The sequence below is a fragment of the Enterobacter sp. SM3 genome (assembly GCF_009811935.2).
In the GTDB taxonomy this organism is placed as follows: domain Bacteria; phylum Pseudomonadota; class Gammaproteobacteria; order Enterobacterales; family Enterobacteriaceae; genus Enterobacter; species Enterobacter asburiae_D.
In genome coordinates this window covers 1,239,306-1,254,869 of record NZ_CP099971.1, presented here as the reverse complement: position 1 = coordinate 1,254,869, position 15,564 = coordinate 1,239,306, and the positions used below count along the sequence as shown (strand labels likewise).

General features: G+C 63.9%; 13 protein-coding genes. 5 read left to right on the top strand and 8 right to left on the bottom strand.

What is annotated here, in order from left to right:
• Positions 1-10 precede the first annotated feature (10 nt).
• Positions 11-1,123 (top strand): M20 family metallopeptidase, encoded by a 1,113-nt coding sequence (locus tag GVO84_RS05755; protein WP_159513635.1) that lies wholly within the window; start codon positions 11-13, stop codon positions 1,121-1,123.
• 86 nt (positions 1,124-1,209) lie between these two features.
• Here GVO84_RS05755 and entH read toward each other — a convergent pair whose 3' ends face one another.
• From entH to entC, 5 genes are read right to left on the bottom strand one after another with little or no spacing between them, the layout of a single operon-like run.
• Positions 1,210-1,623 (bottom strand): proofreading thioesterase EntH, encoded by a 414-nt coding sequence (entH, locus tag GVO84_RS05750; protein ID WP_063143215.1) that lies wholly within the window; start codon positions 1,621-1,623, stop codon positions 1,210-1,212.
• A 1-nt stretch (position 1,624) separates the two neighbouring features.
• Entirely contained in the window at positions 1,625-2,377 is a 753-nt protein-coding gene (gene entA / locus GVO84_RS05745; RefSeq protein WP_228057785.1) for a 2,3-dihydro-2,3-dihydroxybenzoate dehydrogenase EntA, read from the bottom strand.
• The gene (locus tag GVO84_RS05740) at positions 2,377-3,231 is read right to left on the bottom strand and encodes an isochorismatase (protein ID WP_159513633.1); all 855 of its coding nucleotides are present in this window, start codon (positions 3,229-3,231) and stop codon (positions 2,377-2,379) included. Before GVO84_RS05740 ends, entA begins: the two co-directional genes overlap by 1 nt.
• A gap of 10 nt (positions 3,232-3,241) precedes the next feature.
• Entirely contained in the window at positions 3,242-4,852 is a 1,611-nt protein-coding gene (gene entE, locus GVO84_RS05735) for a (2,3-dihydroxybenzoyl)adenylate synthase EntE (protein WP_159513632.1), read from the bottom strand.
• Positions 4,853-4,861: 9 nt separating this feature from the next.
• Entirely contained in the window at positions 4,862-6,037 is a 1,176-nt protein-coding gene (gene entC, locus GVO84_RS05730) for an isochorismate synthase EntC (RefSeq protein ID WP_159513631.1), read from the bottom strand.
• A 188-nt stretch (positions 6,038-6,225) separates the two neighbouring features.
• Here entC and fepB point away from each other — a divergent pair, with 188 nt between their 5' ends.
• A complete protein-coding gene (fepB, locus tag GVO84_RS05725; protein WP_159513630.1) occupies positions 6,226-7,185 on the top strand; it encodes a Fe2+-enterobactin ABC transporter substrate-binding protein in 960 nt (319 codons plus the stop codon).
• 77 nt (positions 7,186-7,262) lie between these two features.
• Here the strand turns inward: fepB and entS are convergent, their stop codons facing one another.
• Positions 7,263-8,501 carry an enterobactin transporter EntS gene (gene entS / locus GVO84_RS05720; protein ID WP_159513629.1) on the bottom strand — a complete coding sequence of 413 codons (1,239 nt, stop codon included), beginning with the start codon at positions 8,499-8,501 and terminating at the stop codon, positions 7,263-7,265.
• A gap of 108 nt (positions 8,502-8,609) precedes the next feature.
• Between entS and fepD the strand changes: the two genes are divergently transcribed.
• The 3 genes from fepD to fepC are packed head-to-tail and all read left to right on the top strand — an operon-like array spanning position 8,610 to position 11,400.
• On the top strand, positions 8,610-9,614 hold the full coding sequence (gene fepD / locus GVO84_RS05715) for a Fe(3+)-siderophore ABC transporter permease (RefSeq protein WP_159513628.1): 1,005 nt from the start codon (positions 8,610-8,612) through the stop codon (positions 9,612-9,614).
• A complete protein-coding gene (fepG, locus tag GVO84_RS05710) occupies positions 9,614-10,603 on the top strand; it encodes an iron-enterobactin ABC transporter permease (protein WP_159515605.1) in 990 nt (329 codons plus the stop codon). The genes fepD and fepG overlap by 1 nt, the downstream gene beginning before the upstream one ends.
• The gene (gene fepC / locus GVO84_RS05705; RefSeq protein WP_121425493.1) at positions 10,600-11,400 is read left to right on the top strand and encodes an iron-enterobactin ABC transporter ATP-binding protein; all 801 of its coding nucleotides are present in this window, start codon (positions 10,600-10,602) and stop codon (positions 11,398-11,400) included. The genes fepG and fepC overlap by 4 nt, the downstream gene beginning before the upstream one ends.
• Before the next feature lie 94 nt (positions 11,401-11,494).
• Here the strand turns inward: fepC and entF are convergent, their stop codons facing one another.
• On the bottom strand, positions 11,495-15,352 hold the full coding sequence (gene entF / locus GVO84_RS05700) for an enterobactin non-ribosomal peptide synthetase EntF (protein ID WP_159513627.1): 3,858 nt from the start codon (positions 15,350-15,352) through the stop codon (positions 11,495-11,497).
• Positions 15,349-15,561 (bottom strand): MbtH family protein, encoded by a 213-nt coding sequence (locus GVO84_RS05695; RefSeq protein ID WP_032662857.1) that lies wholly within the window; start codon positions 15,559-15,561, stop codon positions 15,349-15,351. The genes entF and GVO84_RS05695 overlap by 4 nt, the downstream gene beginning before the upstream one ends.
• Positions 15,562-15,564 lie beyond the last annotated feature (3 nt).

Sequence of the window (15,564 nt, the reverse complement as noted above, 5' to 3'; positions counted from 1 at the left end):
GGACGTGAACATGAATCTTGACCACTATATTGAAGAGCTGAAAACCCTGGTGAACGTGGACTGCGGCACCCAGACCATTGCGGGCGTTGCCGCCGTGGCAGGCGTTATGCAGCAGCTCTGGCAGCGCGAGGGCTGGCACACCGAGCAGGTGAATCTGGGCGATAAGGTGGGCCCCGGCGTGTTCGTCAGCAACAAGCCGCAGGCGGAACGCTTTGACGTGCTGCTGGTCGGGCACCTGGATACCGTGTTTGCGCCCGGTACCGTCGCCGAGCGCCCGATGAGCGAGGACGATATCCGCCTGTACGGCCCCGGCGTGTCGGATATGAAGAGCGGACTTCTGAATATTTTGTGGGCGATGCGCGGGCTCGACGCTGCGAACAACGATCGTCTCGCGATTGCCGTGGCGATGAACCCGGACGAAGAGACCGGCTCGGTGCATTCCCACGAATGGATCGGCGAGCTGGCTAAGCGTTCCCGCTGCGTGCTGGTCTGCGAAGCCGCCCGCGCCGACGGTTCGCTGGTGAAAGCGCGTAAAGGGATGGCGGGCTATCACCTCACCTTCAGCGGCGTGGCGGCGCACGCGGGTAACGACCCGGAGAAAGGCCGCTCGGCGATTACCGCCCTGGCCAACAGCGTCATCGCCATTAATGCGCTAACCGACTGGGATCGCGGCACCACGCTCAACGTCGGGGTGATTCACGGCGGCAGCGCGGCCAACGTGGTGGCGGATAACGCCGTAGCCGAACTCGACGTGCGCTTCTGGGAAAACGACGAGTACGACCGGGTGAATCAGGCGCTGGAGGCGTTATGTGAAAAAGGCTTTTTAGACGGCGTGACCACGACGCTTGCGCGGGTGAATCACAAACCGGCGATGGCAGCCAGCGTTGCGACTCAGGCCCTGATGCAGCAGGTTGAAGCGGCAGGAAAAGCGGAGGGTATCGACATCACCTGGCAGGCGGTCGGCGGCGGCAGCGACGCCAACCACACCGCCGCGCTGGGCATCCCGACGCTCGACGGCCTGGGGCCGATTGGCGCCGGGTTCCACAGCCCCGCGGAATGGCTGGATAAAGCGTCCATTGAGCCGAGAATTCGTTTGTTAAAGCGGATCGTCTCGACATTGTAAACGCCGGGTGGCGGCTTCGCCTTACCCGGCCTACACCTTACGCGTAGGCCCGGTAAGCGAAGCGCCACCGGGCAATTCTGCACCGTTCAACCCAACACCATCGTACTCAACCGGCAGGTGCAGCACCGCCGCCCCTGCTCGTCGAATACCACAATCTCCCAGCTCTGGGTGGAGCGGCCCAGATGCAGCGGTTGGCACACCCCGCGCACCTTACCGTGAGAGACCGCACGATGGTGCGTGGCGTTCAGCTCCGTTCCCACCACGCTCTGCCCGTCGCGGGTCATCAAAAAACCGGCCATTGAGCCCAGCGTTTCCGCCAGCGCCGCCGACGCGCCGCCGTGCAGCAGGCCAAACGGCTGATGGGTGCGCGCATCCACCGGCATCTCCGCTTCCAGCGTGTCATCGCCGATACGGGTATAGACGATGCCGAGATGCGCCACCAGGGTGTTCAGGCTGGTCGCGTTCAGCTCCTCGAGCGGTAAATGACGTTTCCAGATCATTTTACGCTCCCAGCGTGGAGCCGCCGTCCACCACGATATCCTGCAGGGTGATATGGCTGGCGGCATCGGACGCCAGGAACAGCACCGTGCTGGCAATCTCCTGCGGACGGGCGATTTTGCCCAACGGTATGCCGAGCTTAAACTGCTCGCCAAAGCCGCGAATACGCTGCTGCTCCGCGTCGTCGCGGGTCCACAGGGTGCGCTGCATATCGGTGTCCGTTGAGCCCGGCGACACCAGGTTACAGCGCACGCCGCTGCCCGCCAGTTCCAGCCCGACGGTCAGGGCCAGGCTTTTCAGCGCCGCCTTCGAGGCGCCGTAGGCGCTCATGCCGATGCGCGGCGTGTGCGCCGCGTCGGACGCCACGGTGACTATCGCCCCGCCCTGCTGACGGCGGAACTGGCCCATCGTCTGCTGGAACAGGTTGAACGCGCCGCCGACGTTGACCGCGAAGGTCTGCTGCCAGTCTTCCTGCGAGAGCTGGTCCGTCGCCCCCATGCGCAGAATACCCGCCGCGTTGACCAGCACGTCCAGCCGCTCAAGGGTATTAAGCAAACGCCCACACGCATCGCTGACCTGAGCAAAATCCGCCACGTCCAGCGTTTCGGTGGCGAACGGATAATCACCCAGCGGAAACGCCAGATCGAAGCCGGTCACCTGTGCGCCCGCCTCCACAAACGCCAGCGCCGTCGCGTAGCCTATCCCCTTCCCCGCGCCCGTTACCCAAACCGTTTTGCCGGTAAAATCAAAACCCATCACTTCACCTCGCGGGAGAGCAGCGCCCACCAGGCGTCGATTGTTGGATTTTTTGCCAGCATCACGAAATCAATGTCGCCGTGCACTTTGCGCCAGCGGGCGGCCAGCGCCATCATGCGCACCGAATCCAGGCCGTAGTCGATCAGGTTTTCGTCATCCATCGGCTCGTCGGACTCATCCAGCAGCGGCAGGATCAGCTCGCGCAGCGCCGCCTTCGAGGCAGGAACGGACGGCAGCAGCTCGTCGGTCATCACCACGCGGCCAGAGCGTCCGGCCACGTAGTTGAGCGACATCAGGTGCTCGTCGCGGGTGAAATCCGCCAGCGCGTCGGCGATAAAGAACGGCTTGATGTCGCGCATAAAGGCATCGGTGGCGGTGGTCATGCAGCCGATGTGGGCATAGACGCCGGTAATCAGCAGCTGGTTGCGGCCCGTCTCTTTCAGCATCTGCTCCAGCGGCGAGCGGTGAAACGCGCTGTAGCGCCACTTCACCAGCACCGTATCCGCTTCGTCCGGCGTCAGTTCAGCGACGATACGCTGCTGCTCCGGCGAGCGGGTCAGGCCCGGCCCCCACATGTCGTTCAGCAGGGCGCGGTCTTCATCGCTCTGCTCTTTCGGCTGGGCGGTGTAGTAGACCGGAATATGGTGCGCTTTGCAGTAAGCGCGCAATTTAGCGATGTTCGCCACCACCTGCTGCATCATCGCGCTGTTTTCGCCCCAGAAGTTCAGGAAATATTCCTGCATATCGTGGATTAGCAGCGCGGCGCGCTCCGGCTCAAAGCTCCAGTTCACCTTGTTGGTCGGCAGCTCTGCGGCGGTCGGCAGCGCGTAAGCGGTTAATTTTGGAATGGCCATACTCTGTTCCTCAGCCCCGGGCGCGTTCAGCAAGCCACAGGCGCAACTGTTTCTTATCGACTTTGCCGACCGGCGTCAGCGGGAGCGCATCCACACTCTCCACGCGGTCCGGCAGCTTGAATTCGGCAACGCCCTGCTCGCGCAGGAAGCGACGCACCTCGACCGCACGCAGGGGCTGTTTCACCACCAGATACGCGCAGCTTTTTTCGCCCAGCAGGCTATCCTCCATGCTCACCAGCGCGACGTGGATCACCGCCTCATGGCGCAGCAGCAGGTTTTCGATCTCTTCGGCGGCGATCTTCTCGCCGCCGCGGTTGATCTGATCCTTCTCGCGCCCCTGCACGGTGATGTAGCCCTGCTCGTCAATGGCAATCAGATCGCCGGAGCAGTAAAAGCCGTCGGCGTCAAAGGCGCTGGCGTTGTGTTCCGGGCTGTTGAAATAGCCGCGGAAGGTATACGGCCCGCGCGTCATCAGACGCCCAACCTCACCGCGCGGCAGCGGGTTGCCGTGCTCGTCCGCCACCCACACTTCGTCGTCCGGGCACATCGGGCGGCCCTGGGTGTTGATGATGCGCTCCGGCAAGTCATCGAGCGCGGTGTAGTTCACCAGCCCTTCCGCCATGCCGAACACCTGCTGAAGCTGGCAGCCGATTTCCACCGGAATGCGCGCCGCGAGCGTGGCGGAGAGGCGTGCGCCCCCCACCTGCAGCAGCTTGAGGGAAGTGAGCTGCGCGCTCCCCGCGCCGTCGGCAATCGCCTGCAGCCACAGGCTGACCGCCGGAGGGACCAGCGAGGTGACGTTAATCTGATGCCGTTCAATCAGCGGGAAACAGAGCGTGGCGCTCGGATCGTTCGCCAGCACCACGCAGCCGCCCGCGGTGAAGACGCCTAACGATCCCGGCGAGCTCATGGCGTAGTTATGCGCCGCGGGCAGCGCGTTCAGGTAACGCGTTTCGGCGGTGATGCCGCAGATCTCGTTGCTGCGGCGGATGCTGTAGTCGTAGTCGTTATGCGTGCGCGGGATCAGCTTCGGCGTGCCGGTGCTGCCGCCGGAGAGCTGGAAGAAGGCCACCTCGTCGGCGGGCGTCGGGTTCGGGATGAAGTTGTCCGCCGGACGCGCAATCGCCGCTTCCAGGGCGTGGTCAGCCTTATCGCCGCGCAGGAGTACGACGCGTGCCGAGCGGTGCGCATCCACAAAGGCGTTGAGAAAATCATCGCCCGCAAACAGCGCGTGGTCGCGATCGGCAATCAGCACGGCGGGTTTGATCTGCTCCGCGTAGGCGTTCAGCTCGCTGCGCTGATGGCTAAAGAGCGCGTTCACCGGCGCGACGCCGATCTGCAGCAGCGCGAAGAAGGTGATGTAGAACTCGGCCACGTTGCCGAGCTGCACCAGCGCGGTCTCGCCGCGGTGCAGCCCCTGCGCCTGAAGGGCGGACGCGAGGTTGTTCACCGCCTGATTAAACGCGCGGTAGGTGATGTGCCGCTCGCCGTCGATTATCGCCACGGCATCGCTGTCCGCGCGATCCGTCAGGATGTGGGTCAACGGCCGATCCTGCCAGTAGCCTTTTTCGCGGTAGCGGCGGGCGAATTCCTCAGGCCAGCGGGTAAAGGGAATGGTCATGAGTGTTCCTTAGTGCAGGCCAAACACGTTGAGCATGGTGGAGAGCTTCACGCCCGTTTCGCGCCACTCGCCCACCGGCGAGGAGGCGGGCACAATGCCCGCACCGGCAAACAGGCGAACGGTATTTTTATTCAGACGCGCGCAGCGGATGGTCACCACCCACTCGCCGTTGCCTTCGCTGTCGCACCAGCCGACGATGCCGCCGAACAGCTCGCGGTCGAACGGCTCCAGCTCGGCAATCAGTTCTTTTGCTACCTGATGCGGGAAGCCGCTCAGCGCCGGGGTCGGGTGCAGCAGGCAGGCCAGCGTCAGGGCGTTTTCATTTTCACGCGCCTCGCCTTCTACCGGCGTCGCCAGATGCCACAGCGTCGGCGTGGTAATCAGCTGAGGAGAATCCGGCATGCTCAGATGGTGGCTGCGCGGTGCCAGAATGGCCTTCATCGCCTGGGTCACCAGGTCGTGCTCGTGACGGTCCTTTTCGGAGGCCAGCAGCTTATTGCCCGCTTCGCGATCTAATACGTCGTCCGGCTGACGACGCGCCGAGCCTGCCAGCGGCAGCGAGCTAAAGTGCCCGCCCTCTTTGCGCAGCAGCAGTTCGGGGCTTGCCCCCAGCAGCACGCCGCCGTCTTCCAGCGGCACGTGGAAGTTAAAGCTCGCCGGGTTCTGGGCGATCAGGCGCTCCATCAGCGCACCGCTATCAATGTGTTTATCGGTCGCAATGTCGATCAGGCGCGATAGCACCACCTTGTTCACCTGCGGCGTGGCGGTGAGCGACGCGGCGCGAGCGACCATCTCTTCGAACACGGGCTGCGAGGGGATCTCGGTGCGTTGTTCAACCTTCAGCGCCTGCGAGCCGGAAAAATAACGTGAAGACTGCTGACGCGCCGGGCGGGAAAACGTCTGCCAGCGTTCGGGAATAAACAGCGAAGACGGCTTGCGGGTATCGAAAGGGATGGCCCCAACCATGACCGGATGGGCGATGCCGCTGGCTTTTGCATTCCGAAAAGCCTGGGCTAATTTCTGCTGGAAGCGGCCTGCCGGATCGTCGCCGCCAACGGCGGACTCAGAGAAACGGGCAAAACAGCCGGACGTGGTAAAACTGCGGTAAGGCGACATAAAGAAAAAGCTGTCTGATTGCAGCGTGGTCGCGTTGTGCTGAACTTCCTCAGCCAGGGACGTGTCCATATCATCCTCCTTAAAATGATAAAAGAAGCAATAATGATTATCATTTATATTTTCGTCGGCTAACCTAATCCCACATCGCTTCGCTGTCAACCGTCGGGCAAATAACTTGTGCGACAAAAGCTTGCATCCCTTCGCGGTAGCCATGAAAATGAGAAGCATTATCTTCAACAAAAACAGGATGTCGCGCTGTGAAATTCCCTGCCCTATTCCGTAATACCCTGCTTGTACCTGGACTTTTTGTTTTAGGACTTGCCTCAGCCGCTGCCGCCGACTGGCCGCGTCAGGTGACCGACAGCCGCGGCGTTCACACGCTTGAGAACAAACCGACGCGCATTGTCTCCACCAGCGTGACCTTAACCGGCTCCCTGTTGGCGATTGACGCACCGGTCGTCGCCAGCGGCGCGACCACGCCGAACAACCGCGTGGCGGATGGTCAGGGTTTCCTGCGCCAGTGGGGTGATATTGCGAAACAGCGCAAGGTTGCGCGGCTGTACATCGGCGAGCCGAGCGCCGAAGCGGTTGCCGCCCAGATGCCGGATCTGATTTTGATCAGCGCCACCGGTGGGGATTCCGCGCTGGCGCTGTACGATCAGCTCTCCGCCATCGCCCCAACGCTTATCATCAACTACGACGACAAGAGCTGGCAGGAACTGCTGACCCAGTTGGGCACCATCACCGGACAGGAAAAACAGGCCGCAGAGCGCATTGCCGCGTTTGATAAACAGCTCGCGCAGGTGAAACAGCAGATGAAGCTGCCGCCGCAGCCGGTGAACGCCATCGTCTACACCGCCGCCGCGCACAGCGCTAACCTGTGGACCGCGGAATCCGCGCAGGGCAAGCTGCTGCACCAGCTGGGCTTTACGCTGGCGGAGCTGCCCACCGGGCTGCAGACCTCTAAAAGCCAGGGCAAACGCCACGACATTATTCAGCTGGGAGGGGAAAACCTGGCGACGGGGCTGAACGGCGAAGGGCTGTTTGTGTTTGCCGGCGACCAGAAAGACGTGGATGCGATTTACGCCAACCCGCTGCTGGCGCATCTGCCGTCGGTGAAAAACAAACGGGTTTGGGCATTGGGAACCGAGACGTTCCGCCTGGATTATTACAGCGCGATGTTGGTGTTGCAGCGTTTAAATTCAATTTTTAAATAAGTGGCACGTTCCCCGTAGGCCCGGTAAGCGCAGCGCCACCGGGCGTTTTGTCGGGTGGCGGCTACGCCTTACCCGACCTACAAAGTCAAGATGCTCTCCTGCCTGAATCGGCGCAATTCTGCCAACGACATTAATAAAACCACGCCAATAATTGCCAGTACAAACCCGCTGCTGCTCGCCGAGGCCACCGGAGTCATCATCGCTCCCAGGCCGCCGAGGATCGCCGCGCCAATCGCATCCCCCGTGACGTTCTGCGCCGTCCACAGGCCGTTAATGCGCCCGAGCATGCCTTCCGGCGTCTGGGTCTGGATCAGGGTGTACTGTAGCAGCGAGCTGATAGCGCTCAGCCAGCCGAAGATCACCAGGCACAACACGCCCAGCGCCCACACCGGCATCAGGCTGAAGAAGCCGATGGCGATAAACGACGCCAGCGTGGCAAGCAGCATAATCAGCCCCGGACGCGCGCTCTGCGCCAGGTTGCCGCTGGTCAGCGCCCCGCACGCCGCGCCGAGCGGAATGGTGGCGTAGAGAATACCAATCTCCGAGGCGCTCATCTGCCACTCTCCCGCTAATGCCGGGTAGAGCACGCGCACGGCGCTCGCCATGGTCAGCAGGCCGCCGAGCAGCGCAATGCCGCCAATCAGCGGGTTGCTGAACAGAAAACGAATCGCGGCCATCAGCGATTTCAGCGGATGCTCGCGCGGCTGCGGCGGAGGTGGCAGCAGCGGCAGGCGCAGCAGCGTCAGCGTGGTGATGAAGGTCCCCGCCGCCGCCAGGCCGTAGTTCCACGCCACGTTGCCGGTCGCCAGCAGCAGGCCGCCCACCATCGGTGAAATCACCGAGCCGAGGCGCACGGTGAGCATGGTGATCGCCCCCGCCTGCATCAGGTTCTCACGCCCGACCAGCGCGGGCGTCGCCGCCAGCAGCGCCGTCACGCCCAGCGAGGCAAAAAAGCCGTCCCACAGCCCCAGGGCATAAATCGCGATCAGCGACGGCTCCGGCAGCATGGCGTTCAGACACAGCCCGATAAAGCCCACGCCGCAGGTGCCGCGCGCCAGCAGGATCAGCTTTTTACGCTCGTAGCGGTCCGCCAGCACGCCGCCGACCATCAGGCCGATGAACATCGCCCCGCCGGTTAAGGTGACGGATAACCCCACCAGCCAGCTGGAGTGCGTCATGGTCTGGATCTGTACCGGCACGGCCACGCCGAGCAGCCCGAGGGACAAAATGGAGATAAAGCGAGCGATAAATACGGCGCGATACGCCGGGTGCGTTTTCAGCAGGCTGAGGTTGAGCAGCCAGGATTTTTGATTCATGACAAAGCCTTGAGTCTATTTCTACCCTTTCCATGGGCGCACATGCTAACATAGCCAAATAAGATAGATAACGATAATCACTATCATTATCAAATCATGGATGTTGCTATGTCGTTTTCCTCTTCTGCGGTGCGCGCCGTTGCCGTGCCCGTTTTACTGCTGCTCCTGAGCCTTGCGGTTGCACTCAGCCTGCTGGTCGGCGCGAAGCCGCTGCCCGCGTCCGTTATCGTTGATGCGCTCTCCGGTACCTGCCAGAGCGCTGACTGCATCATCGTGCTCGACGCCCGACTGCCCCGCACGCTTGCCGGACTGCTGGCGGGTGGCGCGCTCGGCCTTGCCGGTGCCCTGATGCAAACCCTTACCCGTAACCCGCTGGCGGACCCCGGCATTCTCGGCGTCAACTCCGGCGCCAGCTTTGCCATCGTGCTCGGCGCGGCGCTGTTCGGGTTGACCTCACCCTCCGAACAGCTGGCGATGGCCTTCTGCGGCGCGCTGGCCGCCTCGCTGGTGGTCGCGTTTACCGGCAGCCAGGGCGGCGGTCAGCTGAGTCCGGTCCGCCTGACGCTTGCGGGCGTGGCGCTCGCGGCGGTGCTGGAAGGCCTATCCAACGGCATCGCCCTGCTCAACCCGGATGTTTACGACCAGCTGCGCTTCTGGCAGGCCGGTTCGCTGGATATCCGCACCCTTGAAACCCTAAAAGTGGTGGCGATCCCGGTCATTATCGCTGCCGCCGTGGCGCTGTTTTTAAGCCGGTCGCTCAACAGCCTGAGCCTCGGCAGCGACACCGCGACCGCCCTCGGCAACCGCGTGGCGCGCACGCAGCTGATTGGTCTGCTCGCCATCACGGTTCTGTGCGGCAGCGCGACCGCGGTGGTCGGCCCGATCGCCTTTATTGGCCTGATGATGCCGCACATGGCGCGCTGGCTGGTGGGGGCGGATCACCGCTGGTCGCTGCCGGTGACGCTGCTGGCCACCCCTGCTCTGCTGCTGTTTGCGGACGTGCTGGGCCGCCTGCTGGTGCCCGGCGAGCTGCGCGTCTCGGTGGTCAGCGCCTTTATCGGCGCGCCGGTGCTGATCTTCCTGGTTCGTCGTAAACGCGGAGGTGGCGCATGATGGCCCCATCCCGTCGTTTACTTATCAGCGTCTCGCTGCTGCTTATCGCCATTCTGCTGCTGGCGGTCTGGAGCCTGCGCAGCGGCGCGGTGACACTCGATTTTTCTCAGGTGTTTAACGCCCTGCTCGGCAGCGCGCCGCGCAACATCACCATGGTGGTGACGGAGTGGCGACTGCCCCGCGTGGCGATGGCGATTCTGGTCGGCGCGGCGCTCGGCGTGAGCGGTGCGATATTCCAGTCGCTGATGCGCAACCCGCTCGGCAGCCCGGACGTGATGGGCCTCAACACCGGGGCCTGGAGCGGCGTGCTGGTGGCGATGGTGCTGTTTGGTCAGCACCTGACGGCGATTACCTTTACGGCAATGGCCGGCGGCATTCTGACGTCCTTACTGATCTGGGCGCTGGCCTGGCGCAACGGCATCGACACCTTCCGCCTGATCATCATCGGGATCGGCATCCGCGCCATGCTGATGGCCTTTAACACCTGGCTGTTGCTGCAGGCCTCGCTGGAAACCGCGCTCTCCGCCGGGCTGTGGTACGCCGGTTCGCTCAACGGCCTGACGTGGGGCAAAGCCTGGCCCGCCGCGCCGCTGATTTTGCTGATGTTTATCGGCGCGCTGCTGCTGGTGCGGCGTATGCGCCTGCTGGAGATGGGCGACGACAGCGCCTGCGCGCTGGGCGTGGGCGTCGAACGCTCACGCCTGATGCTGATGCTGGTCGCCGTACTGCTGACCGCCGCCTCCACCGCGATTGCCGGGCCGATCTCGTTTATCGCCCTCGTGGCACCGCACATCGCCCGCCGCCTTAGCGGGACGGCGTGCTGGGGCTTAACCCAGGCGGCTCTGTGCGGCGCGCTGCTGCTGCTGGCCGCCGATCTCTGCGCCCAGCGGCTGTTTATGCCTTATCAACTGCCAGTGGGCGTGGTGACCGTCAGCCTCGGCGGGATTTACCTCATCGTCTTGCTCGTTCAGGAGTCACGCAGGAAATGACAGACACAACCACCCGCTTGCGCGGCGAAAACCTCACCCTCGGCTACGGCAAAAAAATCATTGCTCGTGACCTGTCCGTCGCCATTCCGGACGGCCACTTCACCGCAATTATTGGGCCAAACGGCTGCGGCAAATCGACCCTGCTGCGCACCCTGAGCCGCCTGATGACGCCGTCTGAAGGCAGCGTGTTCCTCGACGGGGAGCAGATCCAGCGCTTTGCCAGCAAAGAGGTAGCGCGGCGCATCGGGCTGCTGGCGCAGAACGCCACCACGCCGGGGGACATCACGGTGCAGGAGCTGGTCTCGCGCGGGCGCTATCCGCACCAGCCGCTGTTCACCCGCTGGCGCAAAGAGGACGACGAAGCGGTCAGCCGCGCGATGGTAGCAACGGGGATTACCGATCTGGCCCAGCAGAGCGTGGACACTCTTTCCGGCGGACAGCGTCAGCGCGCGTGGATCGCGATGGTGCTAGCGCAGGAGACCTCGATCATGCTGCTGGATGAGCCGACGACCTGGCTCGACATCAGCCATCAGATTGATCTGCTGGAGCTGCTGAGCGAGCTGAACCGCACGCAGGGGTATACCCTGGCAGCGGTGCTGCACGATTTAAACCAGGCGTGCCGCTACGCCACGCATCTGATTGCCTTGCGAGACGGGGAGATTGTGGCGCAGGGCGCGCCGAAAGAGATTGTAACGCCGGAGCTGATCGAGCGGATCTACGGCATGCGCTGCATGATTATTGACGATCCGGTGGCGGGTACGCCGCTGGTGGTGCCGTTGGGCAAACGTGCGGTCTGATGTCCCCTCACCCTGACCCTCTCCCCAAAGGGGAGAGGGGACGATTACACCCTCTCCCCTTTGGGGAGAGGGCTGGGGTGAGGGGCTGTTAACGTTACCCCAATATCCCTTTCAACACCGGCCCGATCTTCTCAAACGCCTGCGGTGAAATGATATCCACGTGGGCGCAGTCCTGGCTGTACACCTCAAGCTCCGCCACCCACGGCGCCCACGCGACCTGCGGATCCATCGTTCGCGTCCGCTCGGCGACGAACAGCGTCGCTTTGCCGTCAAACCGCGCGCTGTGCGCCGTGGTGAGCAGTCGTACCGCGTCGGCGTAGTTGCCTTCGATAGCGTTAAACAGCTCGCTGGAGCCCTGCCCCTGCTGGGCCGCGATAAACGCCTGACGCTCGCGCTCGATTTCCGCCAGCACTTCCGGGTCGAGGCCGTTGGCCTCTTTCTCCGCCCAGTTCTGGGTTTCCGGCGGCCAGGTGTCCAGCAGGCCGAGGAAGGCCACCTCCTGACCCTGCTCGCGCAGACGGGCGGCAATGCCCTGCGCCAGCGTGCCGCCGAGGGAATAGCCGCACAGATAATACGGCCCCTGCGGCTGCTGCTGACGCAGCGTAGCCAGATGATGCTCAATCACTCCATCCAGATCCGCACGCTGCTGCATCGGCCCGTCCGGGCGCGGCGACTGAATGCCGACGATAGACCAGCGCGGGCTGAGGTAGCGCGCCAGCACGCTAAACTGCCAGGCAAAGCCGGACGCGGGATGGAAGCAGAACAGCGTCGGGCCGTCGCCTTCGCGCAGCGGCAGCAGGGTTTCATACCCCAGACGCTGCGCCTGCTCGTCGCTCATCTGCGAGTCCAGCAGCGCGCTGAGCTTGCTCACCGTGGAGGCGACCATAATCTGCCCCGGCGTCACCCTGCGCTCGAACGCGCGGCTTAGCTGCGCCGCCAGGCGCATCGCCAGCAGCGAGTGGCCACCGAGGGCAAAGAAGTCGGCCTCAATGTCGTTGACCTCGCAGTCCAGCAGGGCGGAAAACGCCTGCGCGACGGCGGCTTCGGTTTCCGTCTCCGGCGCGCGGCCGGAGATTTTACTCGTCAGCTCCGGCAGCGGCAGCGCCTTGCGGTCGAGCTTGCCGTTCGCGCTGAGCGGCAGCGCGCTGATTTGCAGCAGCACCACCGGCACCATGTGCGGCGGCAACTGGGCTTTGAGCGATTCCAGCAGCGCGTCGCGATCCAGCGGTAAACCGGATTCAGAGACCAGGTATCCCACCAGCTGGCGGGCATCGCCGCCGGTGGCCGCCGCCTGGTTGAACACGCAGGCGTGCGCCACGGCCTGGGCCACGTCCGGCAGCGACAGCATCGCCCGGTCGATTTCACCCAGCTCGATGCGCTGGCCGCGAATTTTCAGCTGATCGTCGCTGCGGCCGAGATATTCCACCGCGCCGTTGTCGAGCCAGCGGGCAACGTCGCCGGTGCGGTACATCCGCTCGCCGGGGGCAAACGGGTCGGCAATAAAGCGGCTGGCGGTGAGGTCCGGACGGCCCAGATACCCCTGCGCCAGCTGAATGCCGGTGAGATAAAGGTCGCCCGCCACGCCGAACGGCACCGGGCGCATCATCGCGTCCAGAATGCGCAGCCCCGTGTTCCACACCGGGAAGCCAATTAGCACGCTGTTTCCCTCCACCGCCGCCAGCTCGGGGCCAAACGCCGGATACCAGCTCACGTCCACTGCCGCTTCCGTTGGGCCATAGAGGTTATGCAGCGGCGCACGGGTGAGCTGTTCCCACTCGCGGCACAGCTCGGTCGGCAGCGCTTCGCCGCTGCAGAACACCTGCTTTAGGGTTTTGCAGCACGCCGCGTTTTCCGGCGTCAGCGAGGCGACAAAGGCCGCCAGCATCGACGGCACGAAGTGGGTGGTGGTCACGCCGTACCGGGCGAAGAAGCTCTGCATCGCCTGCGGATCGCGGTGCGCGTCCGGCTCGGCCATCACCAGCTTCGCCCCGGCGATAAACGGCCACCAGAACTCCCACACCGACACGTCAAAGCTGCACGGCGTTTTCTGCGCCACCACGTCCGTCGCGTCCAGCGGGTAATGGTCCTGCATCCACTTCAGGCGGTTAACGATGGCGGTATGGCCGACCATGACCCCTTTCGGGCGGCCCGTCGAACCGGAGGTAAAGATGATGTACGCCGTCTGCTCCGGCTTCGCCAGGCGCAGCGGTTCCGCATCCGCAGCCGGTAACAGTGTGTTGTAACTAAAAGCGGTAATCGGCAGATCGCTAAAGCGCGGGAGCTGCTCGTCGGTGGTAATGAGCAGGGACGGCTTCGCGTCCTCGAGCATCATCCGCAGGCGATCGTCAGGGTAGCCGGTGTCGAGCGGCAGCCACGCGGCACCGGCCTCGACGATGCCGTGCAGCGCCAGCGTCAGGAACACCGAGCGCGGCAGGGCCACCGCCACGCTGTCGCCCGGCTTCACGCCGCGCGCGCGCAGCAGGTTTGCCAGCGCGACCACCTGCTCGCGCATCTGACGATAGCTGAGTTCAATATGCGCATCCGCCAGCGCGGGGGCGTCCGGCGTTTTGCTCGCCTGCTCCGCCACCAGATCCGCCAGCGTGGTAGACGGCAGCGCCAGCCCGGTATCGTTGATGCGCGCCAGCTGCTGGTATTCCTGCTCCGAAACGGTTTCCACTTCGCCGCAGCGCAGGTCAGGGTTGGCCGCAAACTGCATCAGCATCGCGTTCAGACGCGCGACGTGACGGGTGAGCGTCGCCTCATCGTAACGCTGTTTATTGGCGAGGATCTCAATGCTCAAGCCGCCCTGCTCGTCCGGGAACAGCGCCAGCTCCAGATCGTTCACCGGGCCGGTTGCCAGCGTGTGGGTGATGGCCTCCACGCCGTCGATATCCAGCTGATAATCGAACACCTTAACGTTCAGCACCGGGCCAAACAACGCTTCGTCGCCCGCGGCACGCCCGCTGTCGCGCACGATCTGCTCGGCGTCGTAGCGCTGGTGGCGGCGCATTTTTTTCAGCTGGTTCGCCAGGCGCAGCGCCAGCGCCGGCAGGCTCTCCTGCGGGTTGATATTCACCGCCAGCGGCAGGACATTGAGCACCGGCCCGGTCGCGGTCAGCGCGGCGGAGCCCATGCGGCGCATAAAGATAAACCCGGCGGCGTAGTCGAGCCGCCCGGTCAGGCGGCCCAGCCACAGCGCCACCAGCGCAAGCGCCAGATCGGTGCGCTGCGCCTGCCCTGCCGCCTGCGCAAGCTGGCTGAAGGCGCGGCCGTCGGCGGCGATTTTCAGGCGCAGGATATCGGTGGTGGCGGCGCGTCCCGGCAACGGCGCGGAAGAGAGCGAGACCGGAGAAGGAAGCTGCCTGCGCTGCTCCGCCCAGAACACACCGTCGCGTGCGTACGCCTCGCTGTCGCGATAGCGCTGATACTCGTCCACCACCTCGGCAAACGACGTAAACGGGGAGGCGGGCATCGGTTCACCCTTTTTCCACGCGGCGTAAATAGCGGCGATCTGGCGGGTAATGGCCGGGAAGCTGAAGCCATCCACCACCAGATGGTGATAGCGCTGATACCAGTACCAGTGGCTTTCTCCCACCTGAATCAGATGGTGAAACGCCAGCGGCTGACCGCTGTCGACGCGCAGGTTCTGGTTAAGATCGGCCTCCATTAGCGCCACGGCGGCGTCGTGAGAGGTAACGCGAACGATGGACGGTTCCGGCAGAATGAAGGTGTCATCCACCCACTGCCACACCTCGCCGTTCTCCTCGGCAAAACGCATCCGCAGGGTATCGGCCTGCATCATGCCTTCCGCAATGGCTTTTGCCAGCAACGGCGCGTCGATATCGCCTTTCAGTTCGGTGTAGTGCGCCACGCTCCAGGCGTTTGGCAGGGAGGACAGCTGTTCCGCCATCCAGATACCCGGCTGGGCGGCGACGAGAGGTAGACGATTCATGCGCTTCCCTCCGCAAAGTGGGACGGTTCAAGCGTGCGCCAGTGCCCGGCCAGCCACTGCTGGCACGCCTCCTGAGACTGCGCTTCGCACACCACGCGCCACCCCGCAGGCAGTTCGCACTGCTGCGGCCACAGGCTGTACTGCCCCTGGTCGTTTTGCAAAATGGCGAACTGTCCCTGCGGATTATCGAAAGGATTGCTGAATTCCATACA